14 protein-coding genes are annotated in these 16,069 nt (G+C 42.8%); 6 read left to right on the top strand and 8 right to left on the bottom strand.

Translation table 11 applies throughout. From position 1 onward, the window contains the following. A partial coding sequence (locus F6K53_RS08245) for a DUF92 domain-containing protein (RefSeq protein WP_293080327.1) occupies nt 1-368 on the top strand: 368 nt, incomplete at its 5' end. 190 nt (nt 369-558) lie between these two features. Here the strand turns inward: F6K53_RS08245 and hetR are convergent. The 3 genes from hetR to F6K53_RS08230 form a co-directional block, all read right to left on the bottom strand. Further along, the gene (hetR, locus tag F6K53_RS08240; protein ID WP_287247612.1) at nt 559-1,458 is read right to left on the bottom strand and encodes a heterocyst differentiation master regulator HetR; all 900 of its coding nucleotides are present in this window, start codon (nt 1,456-1,458) and stop codon (nt 559-561) included. 294 nt (nt 1,459-1,752) lie between these two features. Then, a complete protein-coding gene (locus tag F6K53_RS08235; RefSeq protein WP_293018990.1) occupies nt 1,753-1,998 on the bottom strand; it encodes a hypothetical protein in 246 nt (81 codons plus the stop codon). Nucleotides 1,999-2,574: 576 nt separating this feature from the next. Continuing rightward, a complete protein-coding gene (locus tag F6K53_RS08230; protein ID WP_293018988.1) occupies nt 2,575-3,438 on the bottom strand; it encodes a PhnD/SsuA/transferrin family substrate-binding protein in 864 nt (287 codons plus the stop codon). A gap of 60 nt (nt 3,439-3,498) precedes the next feature. Between F6K53_RS08230 and F6K53_RS08225 the strand changes: the two genes are divergently transcribed. From F6K53_RS08225 to F6K53_RS08210, 4 genes are all read left to right on the top strand, one after another. Further along, nucleotides 3,499-4,401 carry a DUF3365 domain-containing protein gene (locus F6K53_RS08225; protein WP_293018986.1) on the top strand — a complete coding sequence of 301 codons (903 nt, stop codon included), beginning with the start codon at nt 3,499-3,501 and terminating at the stop codon, nt 4,399-4,401. Between the two features lie 434 nt (nt 4,402-4,835). Then, complete coding sequence (locus tag F6K53_RS08220; RefSeq protein WP_293064328.1) at nt 4,836-5,129, top strand: hypothetical protein; 294 nt, start codon at nt 4,836-4,838, stop codon at nt 5,127-5,129. Between the two features lie 278 nt (nt 5,130-5,407). After that, nucleotides 5,408-6,772: an NAD(P)/FAD-dependent oxidoreductase gene (locus F6K53_RS08215; RefSeq protein ID WP_293064331.1), complete on the top strand. Its 1,365-nt coding sequence runs from the start codon at nt 5,408-5,410 to the stop codon at nt 6,770-6,772. Between the two features lie 31 nt (nt 6,773-6,803). Continuing rightward, on the top strand, nt 6,804-7,931 hold the full coding sequence (locus F6K53_RS08210; protein WP_293064333.1) for an NAD(P)/FAD-dependent oxidoreductase: 1,128 nt from the start codon (nt 6,804-6,806) through the stop codon (nt 7,929-7,931). Nucleotides 7,932-8,022: 91 nt separating this feature from the next. Here the strand turns inward: F6K53_RS08210 and F6K53_RS08205 are convergent, their stop codons facing one another. The 4 genes from F6K53_RS08205 to F6K53_RS08190 are packed head-to-tail and all read right to left on the bottom strand — an operon-like array spanning nt 8,023 to nt 13,274. Further along, nucleotides 8,023-9,003, bottom strand: a complete 981-nt coding sequence (locus F6K53_RS08205; RefSeq protein ID WP_293064336.1) for a class I SAM-dependent methyltransferase — start codon at nt 9,001-9,003, stop codon at nt 8,023-8,025. A gap of 57 nt (nt 9,004-9,060) precedes the next feature. Further along, nucleotides 9,061-10,197 (bottom strand): ABC transporter permease, encoded by a 1,137-nt coding sequence (locus F6K53_RS08200; RefSeq protein ID WP_293064340.1) that lies wholly within the window; start codon nt 10,195-10,197, stop codon nt 9,061-9,063. A 16-nt stretch (nt 10,198-10,213) separates the two neighbouring features. Further along, on the bottom strand, nt 10,214-11,305 hold the full coding sequence (locus tag F6K53_RS08195; RefSeq protein ID WP_293017519.1) for an ABC transporter permease: 1,092 nt from the start codon (nt 11,303-11,305) through the stop codon (nt 10,214-10,216). Between the two features lie 4 nt (nt 11,306-11,309). Continuing rightward, nucleotides 11,310-13,274 carry an ATP-binding cassette domain-containing protein gene (locus F6K53_RS08190; RefSeq protein WP_293017520.1) on the bottom strand — a complete coding sequence of 655 codons (1,965 nt, stop codon included), beginning with the start codon at nt 13,272-13,274 and terminating at the stop codon, nt 11,310-11,312. A gap of 263 nt (nt 13,275-13,537) precedes the next feature. On the opposite strand from F6K53_RS08190, the gene F6K53_RS08185 reads away from it, so the two are divergent. Beyond that, a complete protein-coding gene (locus F6K53_RS08185; protein ID WP_293017521.1) occupies nt 13,538-13,840 on the top strand; it encodes a hypothetical protein in 303 nt (100 codons plus the stop codon). Between the two features lie 12 nt (nt 13,841-13,852). On the opposite strand, the gene psaB is transcribed toward F6K53_RS08185, so the two are convergent. Next, on the bottom strand, nt 13,853-16,069 hold the full coding sequence (gene psaB / locus F6K53_RS08180) for a photosystem I core protein PsaB (RefSeq protein WP_293017522.1): 2,217 nt from the start codon (nt 16,067-16,069) through the stop codon (nt 13,853-13,855).

Below are 16,069 nucleotides of genomic sequence, written 5' to 3'. Positions count from 1 at the left end.
TGTCCGATACCACTGCCAGTGAGGTGGGTAAGGCTTACGGCAAACGGACTTTCCTGATTACTACCTTACAGCCAGTAGCCCGGGGAACAGAAGGAGCTGTAAGTCTTGAGGGAACCCTAGCTGGAGTAATTGCATCAGCTGCGATCGCATTTGTGGGTTGGGGCGTTGGTTTGGTTAACTTGACAGGAGTATTTTTCTGTGTTATTGCTGCCTTCATCGCCACCAATCTGGAGAGTGTAATTGGTGCGACACTACAATCTAAATTAGAATGGCTGACCAATGAAGTCGTGAATATTATTAATACGATGATTGGTGCGATCGCTGTTGTGCTGTTAGCTCTAGCATGGCACTGGATCAGCCAGGTATGAAGCATGAAGCATGAAGCATGAAGTATGAAGTGTTAATTGCGAAGCATGAAGTGTTAATCGTGAAGTATTAAGGATGAAGGATGAAAACATACAACTTGCTAAGCAACTAATCAATCTAATAAATTGAGATAGCGTTAGACTTCCGACTTCCGAGTTCCCACTTTATACTTCATACTTCATACTTCATACTTTATTCAGATTTTGGTCCAAAGACCATCTGTAGAACCATTGGTTCACCATCATCCCGGTGATACCTATCTGCCCACTGGCGGATAATTTCATCTAACTCTTCCATGGCCTGATTGATTTTCTCTGGCGGGATATCTAGTTCCTCCAACCCTCGCATGACTTGCGGCTGACGCTCTGCCCAGTTTCTCATTAACCGGAAGTATCGCGCTGTTTCGTCAATCATGGTGTAGGTGCGGGCTTTGTCATCTACTGGCGAGTAATATGCATTGGTTAGAGCGTAGTAGGGTAAGCCACCGGTGTGATCGATTCTGGTGACAGTTCCTGAATAGGTTAAGCGACGCTTGATGTGTTCAGCTAGAGCTTCACTCAATGGTAGACGTCGCTCTGGTGGTAAGTCTTCTTGAGATCTCCGGTGGAGAAATTCTATTAATTCAAAGAATTGTAAGGAATTAATGATCTGGGCATCCGGCAGGTGATCTGGCAGCTTGATCTCAAGATTGCGCTTTTCTTCCAGGTCAAGGCTGGTGCCATTGATACGAGATTGCCCTGGTTGCCAGGGATAGTGTTCCATCCAGACATAGGGAAACTGAATCAGATAGCGAGGTTCCTGAGACCCCAGCATCTTGAGCAGTTTCCCTTCTGTTAACGCTTGTCGAACTTCCTCAACAATGACCTTTACCCGCTTTGGCTCAATGTGATGCAAATGCCCAGTCATGCGGATATTGCCATCTTGCTCCAGATAGGTCATGTAAATGGCACATTTGGCAGCGGTTGCTGCTGCATCTAAAAACGCCCCATGTCGGTGTCCACTCGTCCGCAGGGCGCTGAAAGCCAGGTATAGCATGATCTGATCCATTGCACTGGGGCTTAGGGTTTTGATCAGATCGGATTGGTTGATCATCTTAGGGGCAATCACATCTACTTCCGTTGGTTATCAAGCTTATTTAGTTTCATTTTTCCACACTAGAACTAACTCACTGTCATCGAAGAAAGCGAGCTGAGGTTGCTTGGCAGAAAATTGACGAATTAAGAGGCACCCTAATCATGTCTTTTCCAATATATTATATAAAATAAGTCAACTACAAGTACACTATATTGAATTAGCACTTTCCCACTGTAGCCCGCTACTCGTACCCAACAGTGGGATTGAAATGCAGCCAGATATGCCATCAAACTGAATCCAGTCAGTTGACTCTCACACAAGAGACAGACGTCCGCTACCACGATGGGCGATCAGGGTAGTTGGAATTACTGGTGATGAGACAAATTTGTGGTTTTCTTTTCTTCCATAAGAAAAAATTTGTCCTGTTTGCTCTACTAAACTGGGACAATCATTACTATAGTTTAGTGGTGCATTTGAGCCATGGGCAATCATCGGTAAATTAACCCCAAACCAGATGGTTAAAACAGTAATTAAAGCAATAGGAGTGTAAATTCGCATAACCGATATCCGTATCAATGTTCCTCTAATTACTGATACATCTTGCTCGGTAATGGTTCAGGAAAAAATATAAACTATAAGCGAACTTTAAAAAAAGACCGATATTTTAAATTTCTAGTTAAATTATTTATTTAAAAAAAATATAGTTGAATAAATTATGTCAAGCTAGCGAATCTAAGGCGGGGGCGCGGGTATTGTGGGGCGGGGGCGCGGGTATTGTGGGAATTATGGAGATTTTATGAGAATTTTTGCCTAATTGCATGCATTGAGATGCACCCAATGTAATCCTTATCATATAAAGATTATTCTAATCTTAATAAGTTATTTATTTCCCGCCATGAATCTTATTGAGCGAATTCTGATGGCAATTACCTTTACTAAAAATAAAGATAGGTAATCCTGCTGATTATATTTAAATAACTGCAAACTTGCTAAGTAGGCAAAGGCGATTACCTAGCCACTATTCACATTGCCAACCGCTTATGTAGCAATCCTAAATTATTTGTTAAAAATCCCCAATGGTAATATAATCGATTCTCTTCCGCTACTGCCGGTTTATCCCCTTGTTTGGAAGTTTTACAACTCAAATGGAAGGCTGTATAAAGGGAATGGTTTTTCTTGAATCCGTTCGGCAATCGGTCTAACCTTCTGAACCACCTCAATTAAGTAATCATAATCAGGTGCTTTAGCATTGGGGATGTATCCTGCTGATGCTGCCATGCTGCTGGAGGCAGATTCTAGTGCCTTGTGGATCTCCTGTTGTAGATTTCTCTCGACTGTTGGTCCGATCAGGATAGAACCGCTGGGAATTTTATGAGAATCTATATATAAAATCCGGAACCTGGTTTGACTATAGTCTAGGCGGTAGCGTTCCAACTCTTCTAAAGACAACGCTCCAGCGACTACCTCCTCAGAGGCAATCCACTCTAAGACTTGTTTTGGTGTGGGGGCAAAACGCACTTCCGCTAGGGTCAGACCGTAGAGATTGTAGATTGGCAGATAATATCCTGTGGCAGAACCGGGTTGACCTAAAGCAATGACTTTGCCCGCTAGTTCAGTCAAGTGTTGGATCGGGCTTTCGAGTTCTACTACGATGACTGAGCGCGACTTTTTGACTCCTTGGAGAGGTAGCACTGGTATGTACTGTGCCTCAGCAATGGCGATGGCTGCTAAACCAGGAGGAGCAAACACGATAGACAACTTGCTCTGCTTAATCAAAGTTAGTGCTCTGCGCTCGTTGTACATCGGTTCTAATTCTATAATCATCTTAAGTCGAGCACCAAGATATTCGATTAGCTTTGAGTATCGCTCTATGAAGCGATAGCTTTCCCCGTAACTTACGATCCCAATACTTAATTTCCCTAGCCTAGGGGTATCCGGTGAGTTACAAGCTGTAAAAATCAATATAAGATTCAACAAGAATAGACGGCGGTAAAACATAATTAATTACCTTAAGAACTAAAACAGCTGTGGCACTAATGATACTATGGGAGATGGCTAATGTTAAAAAAACTTAATTTAGGAATCAAGGTAAACTTACTATTGCTATCGATTTTTATAGGACTTGTACTGACTGGTGGGTTGGTTTTGTCTCAACTTTTAGAAGGCTATGCCGAAAAACTCGTAACTGACCAAGCCCTAATTCTGATCGAAACCATGGGTTCGGTGCGGGAGTATACCAATAATCAAGTGAATCCAGAATTAGCTGATCGATTAGAAAATGAAGACAGATTTTTACCCCAAACAGTACCTGCTTATTCAGCTCGTGAAGTTTTTGAAAATTTACGTAAACGTGAGCAATATCGTGATTTTTTCTATAAAGAAGCGACCCTTAATCCAACTAACCTCAGAGATAAAGCTGATAGTTTCGAGACTGAAATCGTGGAGAGTTTTCGACAGCAGCCATATCTAACAGAAAAAACCGGTTTTCGCTCTCTTCCTAGTGGAAAAATTTTTTATGTTGCCCGTCCTCTCGCCGTTTCTGAAAAAAGCTGTTTACGATGCCACAGTACTCCTGAAGCCGCCCCTGCTAGCCAAATTGCTACCTACGGTGATCAGCATGGTTTTGGTTGGAAGCTCGATGAAATTGTTGGGGCAAAAATTGTATCAGTGCCAGGGTTTAAAATCTTTAATTCTGCTAAGCAGTTACAGGTATTGGTGATTGGGATTATTACTGGTTTTTTCCTGGTAGCCATCTTGCTGATTAATCGTTTCCTCAAGGTATCGGTGACCAAACCTCTTAAGCAGATGGCTCAATTAGCTAAGGAAGTGAGTACTGGCAATATGGCTGGAGAATTTGACCATGATTCAGATGATGAAATTGGTATACTCGCCAAATCTCTGAATCGGATGAAAGTTAGTTTAGAAATGGCGATGAATATGCTGAATTCAGAAACTAATTAGTAATCCCAAATTACTAAATGCTTGCTAAGCTGATGGCTGAATGATTACTAAGTATTACTTATATAGCACTACCCATTGAGATTAGGACATTGTCTTGATGCAATAGCGAGTGGTTTGAATTTACCGTAAGATAGGGTCGCCTTATTAAAAAATATTTAACCCTTTTCTGCATAACCTGCTAACTATAAAGGCTCCACTATCTAAGGTTTTGTCTCCGGGGAAACCCCCAAGACCGCGCTGCATCGCTCCTAAACTCCGAAACGTGAGTCTAGCTGACTTCTGACTTCGGTAGAGTCGATGCCTGGTATTACCCAGGGCACCTCTCCTTCAAATCTGGGCGTGCGACTTTCACCGCACCCAGCTCCTAGATATCCTGACCTTTCGGTCTGCTTCCGTGGATTAGTTGAGAAAGGGACTGATTCCATCTGTTTGTAGTGTCCTTCATTCCAGAAGAGTTGTCTAGTCCTATCACTGACTATGTTAAATACCTATTTTGTCAAGTACAATTTATACAAAATAGCTGCAATTACCCTGCTACTATTGATAGTCAAGCATCCTTTACTCCGGAGAATATCTATTTTCGGGAAGATCGGGTGAGACAAGTCTTTGGGATTAAAATCACTATTGATAATCCTGGGGGGTTTGCTAAACCAGGGATGCCAGCCGATGCCGAAATTATTACTGAATCGAATACAGTAAAAATACAGATGATAGATTTGAGGGAATGACAAATATATAAGATAATAGTCAATAGTTTAACTGACGGATATCAATGTTTAACTCAGATATTTTAGGTAATCTAGCGTTTATCAATTTAATAAGGTACACTCTCTAACCATCTACCAAGCTTTTTATAGGGGTTTTGGTATTGAAAGCTGTACCTCATGAATCCAAAAAAGCTAGATAGTGATGTATCTAACGAATTGCAGACGACAGCAATGCAATCTTTAGATCCCTTTAAATCCTAGATACTAATGGGTTTAGATGAATTTATAAAATGGACTTTATGAAAACTGTAATCATTGTTGGTGCTGGACCCTGCGGACTATTAATGGCTCACTATTTGTTGCAACGTGATAGTAAATATTGTGTCGAGCTATATGACAAACGCCCTGATCCAAGACTTAATCCTCTGTCAACTGCTCGCTCCCACATTATTTCCCTAGGGTTTCGAGGACGAGCCGCCCTTCGTGAAGTTGGTTTAGATTCGTTGGCAATAGAACGGGGAACAATGGCTTTGGGACAAGAAATCCATAATTCCCGTGGAGTCGTTCAATCTATTTCACGAAAAAAACCTCGACTCCTGATCGAGCGGAATGTCCTCACCAATCTTCTTTTAGAAACCTTGACCAAACGCTATGATGCTAATTGCTTAAGATTAAAGTTCGAGCAGAAATGTCTGGATATTGATCTAGAAGCAAAATCGGCTGTTTTTCAGTCAGCTTCAGGCTATCAACCATGCAAAGCCTACGATCTTTTGATTGGAGCTGATGGGCTACGGTCTAAAGTCAGAAATATACTACAGCATACAACCGGTCTTGAGGTCAAGCTCGGCAAAAGTCAGATTGAGCTTAAAACTTTAACGCTGCGCTGTCCTGAAAATCACCCTGAGTTGACATTAAATAGGGATAGTGTTCATTTGTATTCTTTGGGATCGTCTGGAAGTCTTCTGTTTTGGCCTACACCTAATGGAAATTACAACGGTATAGTTTGCTTTGCTCGATGGTATAATCGTTTAGCTAATATTTCATCGGGTTCAGAGGTTTTAACCTTCTTCAGAAAGTATATGGGGGATTTCAGGCAGTTGATATCACCCGAAGAAGCCGAGGCTTTTGCCCAGAAGCCTTTCTTCGAAACAACAACGGTGAGGTGTAGTCGCTACCACTTTGGCAATAGTGTATTGCTACTGGGAGATGCCACTCACGCCGTTTCACCCATGATAGCCCAGGGATGCAGTGCGGCTCTCGAAGATAGTCTAGTCTTTAACCAACTGCTAGACGAATATGATGATAACTTAACCCAAGCTATCCCTCAATATACCCAATGCCGTCGCCCCGATATGATCGCCCTAGAGCAAATAAGCCATAGCCTGTTTCCTTTAAATATTTATCTAGTAGGTCTAATGTTGCTGAAGCACGTGTTTGATCGCACACTCCATCGCTGGTTTCCCAAGTTTTGGACTTCCTCTTCAGTGGATATGATATCAGAAACCACTATCCCCTACCGTCATATTTTGCACAGCCATTCCCGTTGGTTTAAAATAATAGATGTCTTAAATCAGCTAATTCTGTGGAAAGGAAAACATTCATTTAATTATAAACTATTTTTAATAAATCTATTCACTGATAAATTTAAAGGTAAATATGATTGACCAGAACTTTTTAGTTAAACCGATGTGAGAGTTGTTCAAGTTAAAATTTAAATCGCGCTCAGTCCATAAAATAGTAAAAGGAAATTTTAAAATGGCAAAAATTGCGGTAGTAGGAGCAGGTCCATCGGGTTCTTCAACAGGATACCATCTAGCTAAAAATGGTCATCATGTAACCTTAATTGATAAAGAATCTTTTCCCAGAGATAAAGCTTGTGGAGATGGTATCACTGCTAAAGCAGTTAGGGCATTGACAAAAATGGGGATTGATTATGAGTATTTAAAAAAATTAGCTTCAGAGTATTATTTATGGAATTCTTCAATAATTAGTTATTATAGCCAAGAATATCACCAAGAATATAGTGATTGGAGTATTTGTATTCCTAGATATATTTTTGACAATATTATCTACGAAAAAGCTATTGAGGCTGGATGTATTCATCACCAACAATCTGTTAATAATATTTCTCAATTTAGATCTAATTTTAACCACGAATTTGATTATATAGTTGATGCTCGTGGAATTTTTGCTGGTGAATGTAATGTTATTGGTATTCGTGAATATTGGACTTTACCTATAGAGTTATTCCCTCATTATTATCATTCTAATATACAAGTTTATCTTGAACAAGAGTTAGGATCTCAAGAGTTAGGATCTAACGGATATCTTTGGATTTTTCCAGTGGGTTTAAATGATAAATTATTGAAGATTAATGTAGGACTTGGTTTGTCTCTCAAGGATTATGAGAGAAGAGGAACTAATTTGATTCGTTTCTTTGACGAATTTGTGGTCAGGCATCATGTTGCAGGTAAGTTTCTAGATAATGTAGTTACTAGAACTAGAAAAAAAGTATATCCATTAGCTACAACTAAGTGGAACAATAAAATTTATGAAAATAATATTTTTAAGGTTGGTGATGCTGCAAATTTAACAGATCCTGTTACGGGGGAAGGTATTCATAATGCTATTGCTAGCGGTTTTTATTTAGCCCAAGCAATTAATATGAGTGAAGATATTGAAAGTGTTAAAATTAATTATCAAAAATTCTACCAAAAATATTTTCAAAAGAAACTAAGAACAAGACTATTGCAAGAAAAAATGTTGTCACTTCCTGTACTCAGAAATTTCTTGCTATACAAGATAGGTAAATTAAGTAAATAATATGTTCTTGTGAGAGCCTGTCAAGCACTTTTATTTTTGATATTCTTTTAGTACCCTAGCTGTTTATCTGCCTTTTAGCTGTTTTACCTTCCTATGTGCGGTTTAAGATGAATTTATAATATCCCAAAGCACCTTGGTTGATATTAAAAGTAAAAGGCATTAATAGACCTGGTACAGCATTTCTAACCAGGTATTTTGGCAGTAAAAAAGTTAAAACTTTTGACCGCCAATAAGATTTAAAAAAAAGTAGTGACAGCGATTGCAAGCGCAAAAGAGTTGGTTGTATGGCAAAGGTTAAGTCTTCTCTTGTTTCCACAGAAAAACCCACATTTTTGGCAACCTCAGTCCAATCTTCAAGTTCACAGAAACCATGTTGCACTGCCATGCCAATTTCAATAAGTTGAGTTACGGTTTGTAATTCTTGAGAAAAACTTTCCAGTTTAGCTTGACGATAACCATCAAAAATAACGAGTTTTCCCCCCGGACGGAGGATGCGGAAAATTTCAGCTAGGGTGATGCGGGGTTGATGTGCGTGACACAGACACTCGCAAGCAAACACCAGATCGAATGATTGTGACGGGAAATTTAAGCAATTAAAGTCCCCGATTTGATAAGTTAAGTTGGTAAAATCCCTTACCTTGCGATTAGCTATGGCGATATGCGACGGTGTTAAATCGATGCCAACAAATTGAACGCTGGGAAATTGCTGAGCTAAAAATAGACTATTAAATCCTTTGCCGCAACCCACTTCTAGAACGTTCGTTGCACCCAGCTTATCGATTTGTTCAGCGACAATTCGAGGTTGAGCTTGGTAGCCATCAACGTTAAAAACACCATCAAAATTTAATGCCATGTGAATGGCATCTTCAGCGGAATGATAGAGACGATAACCTAACTCGCTCTGGGTGTAGTAAGGAACCGTAATATCGGCATCAAATTCTTTTAACATGCTATCGCGACCAAAAAAGTGATCAATTTGAGCAATGGCATTTTCTAAGGATAGTTCTTCAGTTGGTTGATAAGAATTATTTTTTATACCTGCTGTCAGAAGTTTAATAATTAATTTTTTCATGCTATTTCACTAAAAATAAGTGGCTAATCTATCTATCTTGCCAATCCCGATTTCAGGTTAATTATGATACTTTTGCAATTTAAAAAGATACAAGCATAAGATAAACAATCCTACGGCTATTATCACCAGTAAAAGTAAGGGTTGCCACAACATCTCAAACCCAATTCCTTTTACTATAACACTACGCAGGATAAAGATGTAATAGCGCAGTGGATCTAGAAGGGTCAATCCTTGAAACAAAGGAGGCATGGCTTCAATAGGGGTGTAAGCTCCAGATAACTGCACTAGAGGCACATTAATAAAAAGCGTGGTCAGGAATGCTTGTAGCATATTCTGGTTTAGCAGACCTAAGATTAGTCCTAGTTCAGATGTCAGCACAATATAAACAATTGTGCTAGTCATAAACATTAGCCAACTACCACGAAAGGGTAGGTTAAAGACCACTTGGCTAAACCCGTTTGTGATCAGCACCATGACTAGGATAATCCCCAAAAGGGGAAGCAGTTTCCCTAGAAGCACTTCCCAAGGAAGTAGGGGAGTAAGCAAAAGTTGTTCAAAAGTGCCATAGTCTTTTTCTGCTGTCATGGTGGAGGAAGCTGCAAAAGTGCTAATTGCCGTCAAAATTACCCCCAATACCCCCGGCACAAAATACCAACTGCTCACCAGTCCGGGGTTATATAAAATAGTTGTCTGTAGATTAATCAGGGAAGATTCAGGGGAATTGTGATTACGATAGCGATACTGACGGACGATCTGGCTGAGATAACCCCGAAGAATACCGACTCGATTAGCATCAACACCGTCAATCAGGACTTGCACCTCAGCTAAGTTACCTTGAGAGAGTTGGCGATCAAACTCTGGCGGAATTACAAGGGCAACCTTGACTTTTCCTGCCAGTAGCGATCGCACTAAATTCTTTTCTGCCAAAGTCTGCACCCTAGTAACAACTACATCACTCGTCGTTAGGGTTGCAATCAGCTCTCGACTGGCTGAGGACTGGGCATAGTCCACTATCCCTAAGCTAACCTGTTCAACACTGGGGTTAAGGGCAAAGCCGTAAAACATTACGAAAAACACTGGTACCAAGACAATTGTGGTAATAAGCTGGCGATCGCGGAAGATATTGGTCATTTCCTTGAGAACAACTGCCCAAACACCTCGACCTGGGAAAAATCCGAGCTTACTCTTCGCCATGTTTGATTACGGTTTTCTATCTCTGCCGAATTCGCCACCACGATAACATGAACATTCCAATTGTCAGCAGGAATAGAATAGGAATAACATGGCCAATACGAAGCCAGCCCACACCTACTACAAATGCATCTCGGGTGAGTTCAATATAGTAACGAGCTGCCACGACATTGGCAACCAGTGACAGTGGCCAAGGAATATTTTCCACAGGGTAAATAAAACCTGACAGCCAGGTAGACATTAAAAGTCCAGTATTCATAACACTCTGCACAGCAACCAAGGCTTGCTTGGAATAAACGCCAACTACCAGTCCATAAACCACACTGACCATCAAAAACAGCCCAGTGCCCACTAGCAGCGGCCAAGGATTTGCTACTGGCCAAAGGTCAAACAGCAACCCCCCCAACCCCATCAACAGCACCGCTTCGCCGATGGCAATCAGTACATAGGCCAAAGCCTTCCCCAGAAGAAACTCCCAAGCACTAATCCCTGATGCTTTGACCTGAACTAACGTCCCTTGTTCTTTCTCCCGTACCACCGCCATTGCTACTATCAAACCAGGATAACTAAATAAAATGACGGCATAAACACCCGGCACAATAAAAAGAGATTCTTTTCGCCCCGGATTAAACCAGATACGGGTATGAGCGAAAACATCGGGACGCTGAGTCTGGAAACCCTGTTTTTCCAAGAAAAATTGAGTGGTAGCACGAAGGCTGTTCTGGATGACCCGAGCATTGTTCACATCTGTGCCATCGATTATGACCTGGAGGGCATTGATTTTTCCCCCTTTCAATTGCCGTGAAAAGTTGGGAGGAATAACCACTATTGCTTGAGCGATGCCCCGATCAAGCAAGTCCATGCCATCGGTTGTGGTAGCTGCTACAGGCTTAAACTGATTAGTGGCAAAAACCTGCTCAATATAGGCTCGACTGAGGGGGCTATTGTCAAAATCTCTAACGGCTAATGGTACATCCTTAATTTCAAGGCGAATGGCAAAGCCAAAAATCAGCATGGTCATTAAAGGCAACAAAAAGATCAATGCTGCCCCTAGGCGATCGCGACGAAATTGCGCCAGTTCTTTGATGCACTGAGCCAAAATCCTGTCCATCGCGCTACCTTTTCTTAGGATGTTGTGAAATGTTGAGAAACGCTGCTTCTAAGGAGAAGGGGATGGGAGTGATTTGGTGAGGTTCAACTTCTACCGAAGCTAGATAATCCTGTAGCTGGGAGATATTTGACGGCTGATCCAGAATCATCTGGATGCGATCGCCCATAAATACCATGCGCCAAGGCTCAAATTGTTGTTCTAAGCTATACAGGGTGTTTTTGGGAGAGGCAGACAAAATTTCGACGAGGGTACCGGTTTGCTGGGCTTTGATAGCGGCAGGAGACCCTTGCAGAATTAGCTCTCCCAACCGCATAAACAGCAGATTAGTACAGTATTCCGCCTCTTCCATAGAGTGGGTAGTGACAACAATCGCTGTACCTTGGCGGGCAAACCCCTGAAGAATTTGCCAGAACTGCCGTCCCACCAGAATATCCATGCCACTGGTAGGTTCATCTAGAAACAGGATATCTGGCTCGTGTAGAATAGCAGCTCCGAAAGCCACTCGCTGTTTATTCCCCCCAGATAGATTTCTAACCCGTTGATTAGCGGACTGGGTTAAGCCAAAAGTCTGAAGTATCCAATCGATGCGAGCATTACGTTGCTGACGAGGAACTCCATAAGCTCGACCAAAAAAAGACAAATTTTCTAGGATGGTTAAGTCTGGATACAACGTCAATTTCTGACTCATGTAGCCAATTCTTTGCTTTACTGAGGGTGAATAGGGGAGCAAATGCTCAGATGTGTAGCAAATTTTTCCGCTACTGGGACGCAGTAGACCACATAGGAGCTTCATTAGTGTCGTTTTGCCAGCACCATTGGCCCCCAGCAGTCCCAAAATTTCACCTCGACTAATAGTAAAGCTTAGCGATCGCACGGCCTGAAAATTACCATAAACCTTGCTGACCTGATCAACCTTCACTATCCAATTAACATTAGAAGCTGAGTTATAGGGTGGTGAAGATCTCTGGGACACTGTAGAGAACAACCCTGGAAAACTTGTCTTTACCCCTGAGGATCGCTGCAAATGATTGGCCATGACATGCTCCAGGGTAGGATTGGCAGGGTGTATCCGAGCTGAGGGCAGTTGGTGAAGATGTAATATTTGTTGTATGGCCTCCTCTGCAGAGATAGCCTGTTTGCTCACAAAAACCATCATGCGATCCCCCAGGGGTTTGAGATCTACGACTGGAGTATGGTTACTAGCGATCGCATTTTGCAAAGCCTGTTCAGTTGCGGCAAAAATTGGCCCCGATGCCAACATTGGATCCTCAGGCACCACCTCAAAACAAGATAATTCCATACTGGCACGCAAATCTTCTGGAGGTCCGATTTGTTGAATGGTGCCGTTGTGGATTAAGGCAACGCGATCGCACCGTTCTGCCTCATCTAGATAATGGGTTGCCACCACAATAGTAGTTCCCTGCTGAGCAATTTTTGCTAAAAAGCTCCAAATCTCACGGCGGAAGACAGCATCAATACCAGTAGAGACCTCATCCAACAGTAGAATTTGGGGCTGGGTAATCAATGCACAGCATAGAGCCAGCTTTTGCTTCATTCCCCCTGATAAATGTCCTGCTAATCTATCAGCAAAAGGCTTAAGGGCTAACCATTGGAGATACTGCTTTCGGCGAGATTGAAAGATTTCCTCGGGTAGACGACGCATTTTAGCGTAGTAACGGAGGTTTTCCTCCACACTCAAATCGGAATACAGTGAAAACTGTTGTGTTAAGTATCCTAGGGATGACCTTACCATTGCTGGTGGTTGTCCCATGACCCGAATCATTCCAGACGTTACTTTTTGTACCCCAGCTAAAGCTTTTATTGTGGATGTTTTACCAGCACCGTTGGTACCTATCAAGCCAAAAATCTCGCCGGGATACACTTCAAAGTCAATGCCATTGACAGCAGCAAATTTATCGTAATACTGTCGTAATCCTTTTACTTGAATAATGGCTTGATTTTGTTTCATTCCGGTTTTTTAGTTTGTTGAATCCTGTGCTAATACCACTGGCTTGCCTAGGGGAGGCATTGATGTTTTAACTGACGTTAACTAGGATATTTTGGGCTAATTAGTCACGAAGCAATATAGTTGCTTACTTAAATAATTCACTAGTTGTATTTTTAAAACGACATTTTATTTTTTTTGTCAAAATTATTTTCGATGATAATCACTGAGGCAATATATAGCGCTAGTTTTTTTGGGCTACCAAGCCATGAAAGTTTATTCACTAGATGGAAAACTTAGCAAATAATCAGGCGTTGCTGAATCAATTAATGAATCGGAGTAGAGTGGGCATCCTGCCCGCTCCACAAGATATCGAACGGGCAAGATGCCCATTCTACAAAACTTTTCAAATCATTCCATTATTCAGCAACGCCAATAATCAGGGTTTCACGGGTTGTTTTCCTGTTCCTAATCTGCGTTCGCGTCGCGTGACCTACGGTCAATCCCTTTTGGTAAACAACAAAAAATCCCCCACCGGAAGGCAGGAGATTTCAATTAATTACCTACAATTCAAATACCTAAAAAGCTAGTTTCAGCAACCATTAGCCAAACGCACCAGCTGTCGAGGCAATCAAGAATGCCGCGTAGGTAAGTATATAACCAACCGTGAAGTGGGTTAAACCAACCAGACGAGCTTGAACGATGGACAGCGCAACAGGCTTATCCTTCCAGCTAACCAAGTTAGCCAGAGGAGTACGCTCGTGTGCCCAGACCAAAGTTTCAATTAGCTCTTGCCAGTAACCACGCCACGAGATCAGGAACATGAAACCAGTTGCCCAAACTAGGTGTGCCAATAGGAACATCCAAGCCCAGACAGAAAGGTTGTTCGTTCCAAACGGGCTGTAACCATTGATCAACGGAGCAGAGTTAGCCCACAGGTAATCCCGGAACCAGCCCATGAGATAAGTAGAGTTCTCATTGAACTGAGCCAAGTTACCTTGCCAGACGCACAGATGCTTCCAGTGCCAGTAGAAGGTCAACCAGCCTAGGGTATTGAGCATCCAGAACATGGCGAGGTAGAAGGCATCCCAAGCAGAGATGTCGCAAGTACCGCCACGACCAGGACCATCACAAGGGAAGGCATAACCGAAGTCCTTCTTATCGGGCATTAGCTTGGAACCACGGGCATCCAGCGCACCCTTGACTAGAATCAGGGTGGTGGTGTGCAGACCTAGAGCGATCGCATGGTGTACCAAGAAATCGCCAGGACCAATGGTCAGGAACAGGGAGTTAGTTCCGCTGTTGATGGCATCCATCCAGCCAGGTAGGTAAGCTGCACCAGCGCCAGAAGCTAAGCTATCGGGATTGGACAGCAGAGTATCAAAGCCGTATAGCAGTTTACCGTGAGCCGCTTGGATGAACTGAGCAAATACTGGCTCAACCAGGATTTGCTTCTCGGGGGTGCCGAAAGCAACCACGACGTCGTTGTGGACATAGAGTCCTAAGGTGTGGAAACCTAAGAACAGAGTTACCCAGCTCAAGTGAGAAATCAGAGCTTCTTTGTGTTCCAGCATCCGGGCTAACACATTATTCTTATTAGCCTCTGGGTCATAATCCCGCACAAAGAAGATGGCACCATGAGCGAATGCTCCAACCATCAGGAAACCAGCAATGTACTCATGGTGAGTAAACAGTGCTGCCATGGTGGTGTGATCCTTGGCTATGAAAACATAGGACGGCAGCGCATACATATGATGGGCTACCAAGGAACAGACCACAGCCAAACAGGACAGAGCTAACCCTAACTGGAAGTGGAGAGAGTTGTTGATGGTGTCATATAGACCCTTGTGACCCTCACCTAACATGCCCCCAAAGGGAGTACCTGCCGGAGGATTGTGGGCACTATGAATCTCCTTGATGCTGTGACCAATACCCCAGTTGGTGCGGTACATATGACCGGCAATGATGAAGATCACTGCGATCGCCAAGTGGTGATGGGCGATATCGGTCAGCCACAAGGACTCAGTCTGGGGATGGAAGCCACCCAAGAAGGTCAGAATCGCTGTCCCTGCACCCTCAGAGGTACCAAAGATGTGTCCAGCGGTATCTGGGTTCTGGGCATAGACTCCCCAATTCCCGGTAAAGAAAGGTCCTAATCCAGCTGCATGGGGTTTGACACTCAGGAAGTTATCCCAACCAACGTGCTGTCCGCGAGATGCGGGGATAGCCACGTGAATCAAGTGACCTGCCCAAGCTAAGGAGCTAACACCCAACAAACCTGCCAAGTGGTGATTCAGCCTAGACTCTGCATTCTTGAACCAGCTCAAGCTGGGGCGGAACTTAGGCTGTAAGTGCAACCAACCTGCAAACAGTAATAGGGATGACAACAATAACAAGAACATGGCACCACCATGCAGTTGGTTATTGGTTGTCATGCCAATGGTGTAAAACCAGTGGTAAACACCAGAGTAGGCGATATTTACGGGGTTAGAAGCACCAGCTTGGGTGAAGGCATCAATTGCCCCTGAGCCAAATTGGGGATCCCAAATCGCGTGGGCGATGGGCTTGACAGTTTCAGGATCTTTAATCCACTCTTCAAAGTTACCTTGCCAGGCGACGTGGAACAGGGTGCCAGAAGTCCACAAGAAAATGATTGCAAGATGGCCGAAGTGAGAAGCAAAAATCTTTTGATATAGATTCTCCTCGGTCATGCCATCATGGCTTTCAAAGTCATGGGCTGTGGCAATCCCGTACCAGATTCGACGTGTTGTCGGATCTTGAGCGAGGTCCTGGCTAAATTTTGGAAATTTTGTTGCCAT

Source organism: Moorena sp. SIO4A1 (genome assembly GCF_010672065.1).
Classification (GTDB): domain Bacteria; phylum Cyanobacteriota; class Cyanobacteriia; order Cyanobacteriales; family Coleofasciculaceae; genus Moorena.
The sequence above is the reverse complement of the archived record's forward strand: the minus strand, read 5'-3'. Positions and strand labels throughout refer to the sequence as shown.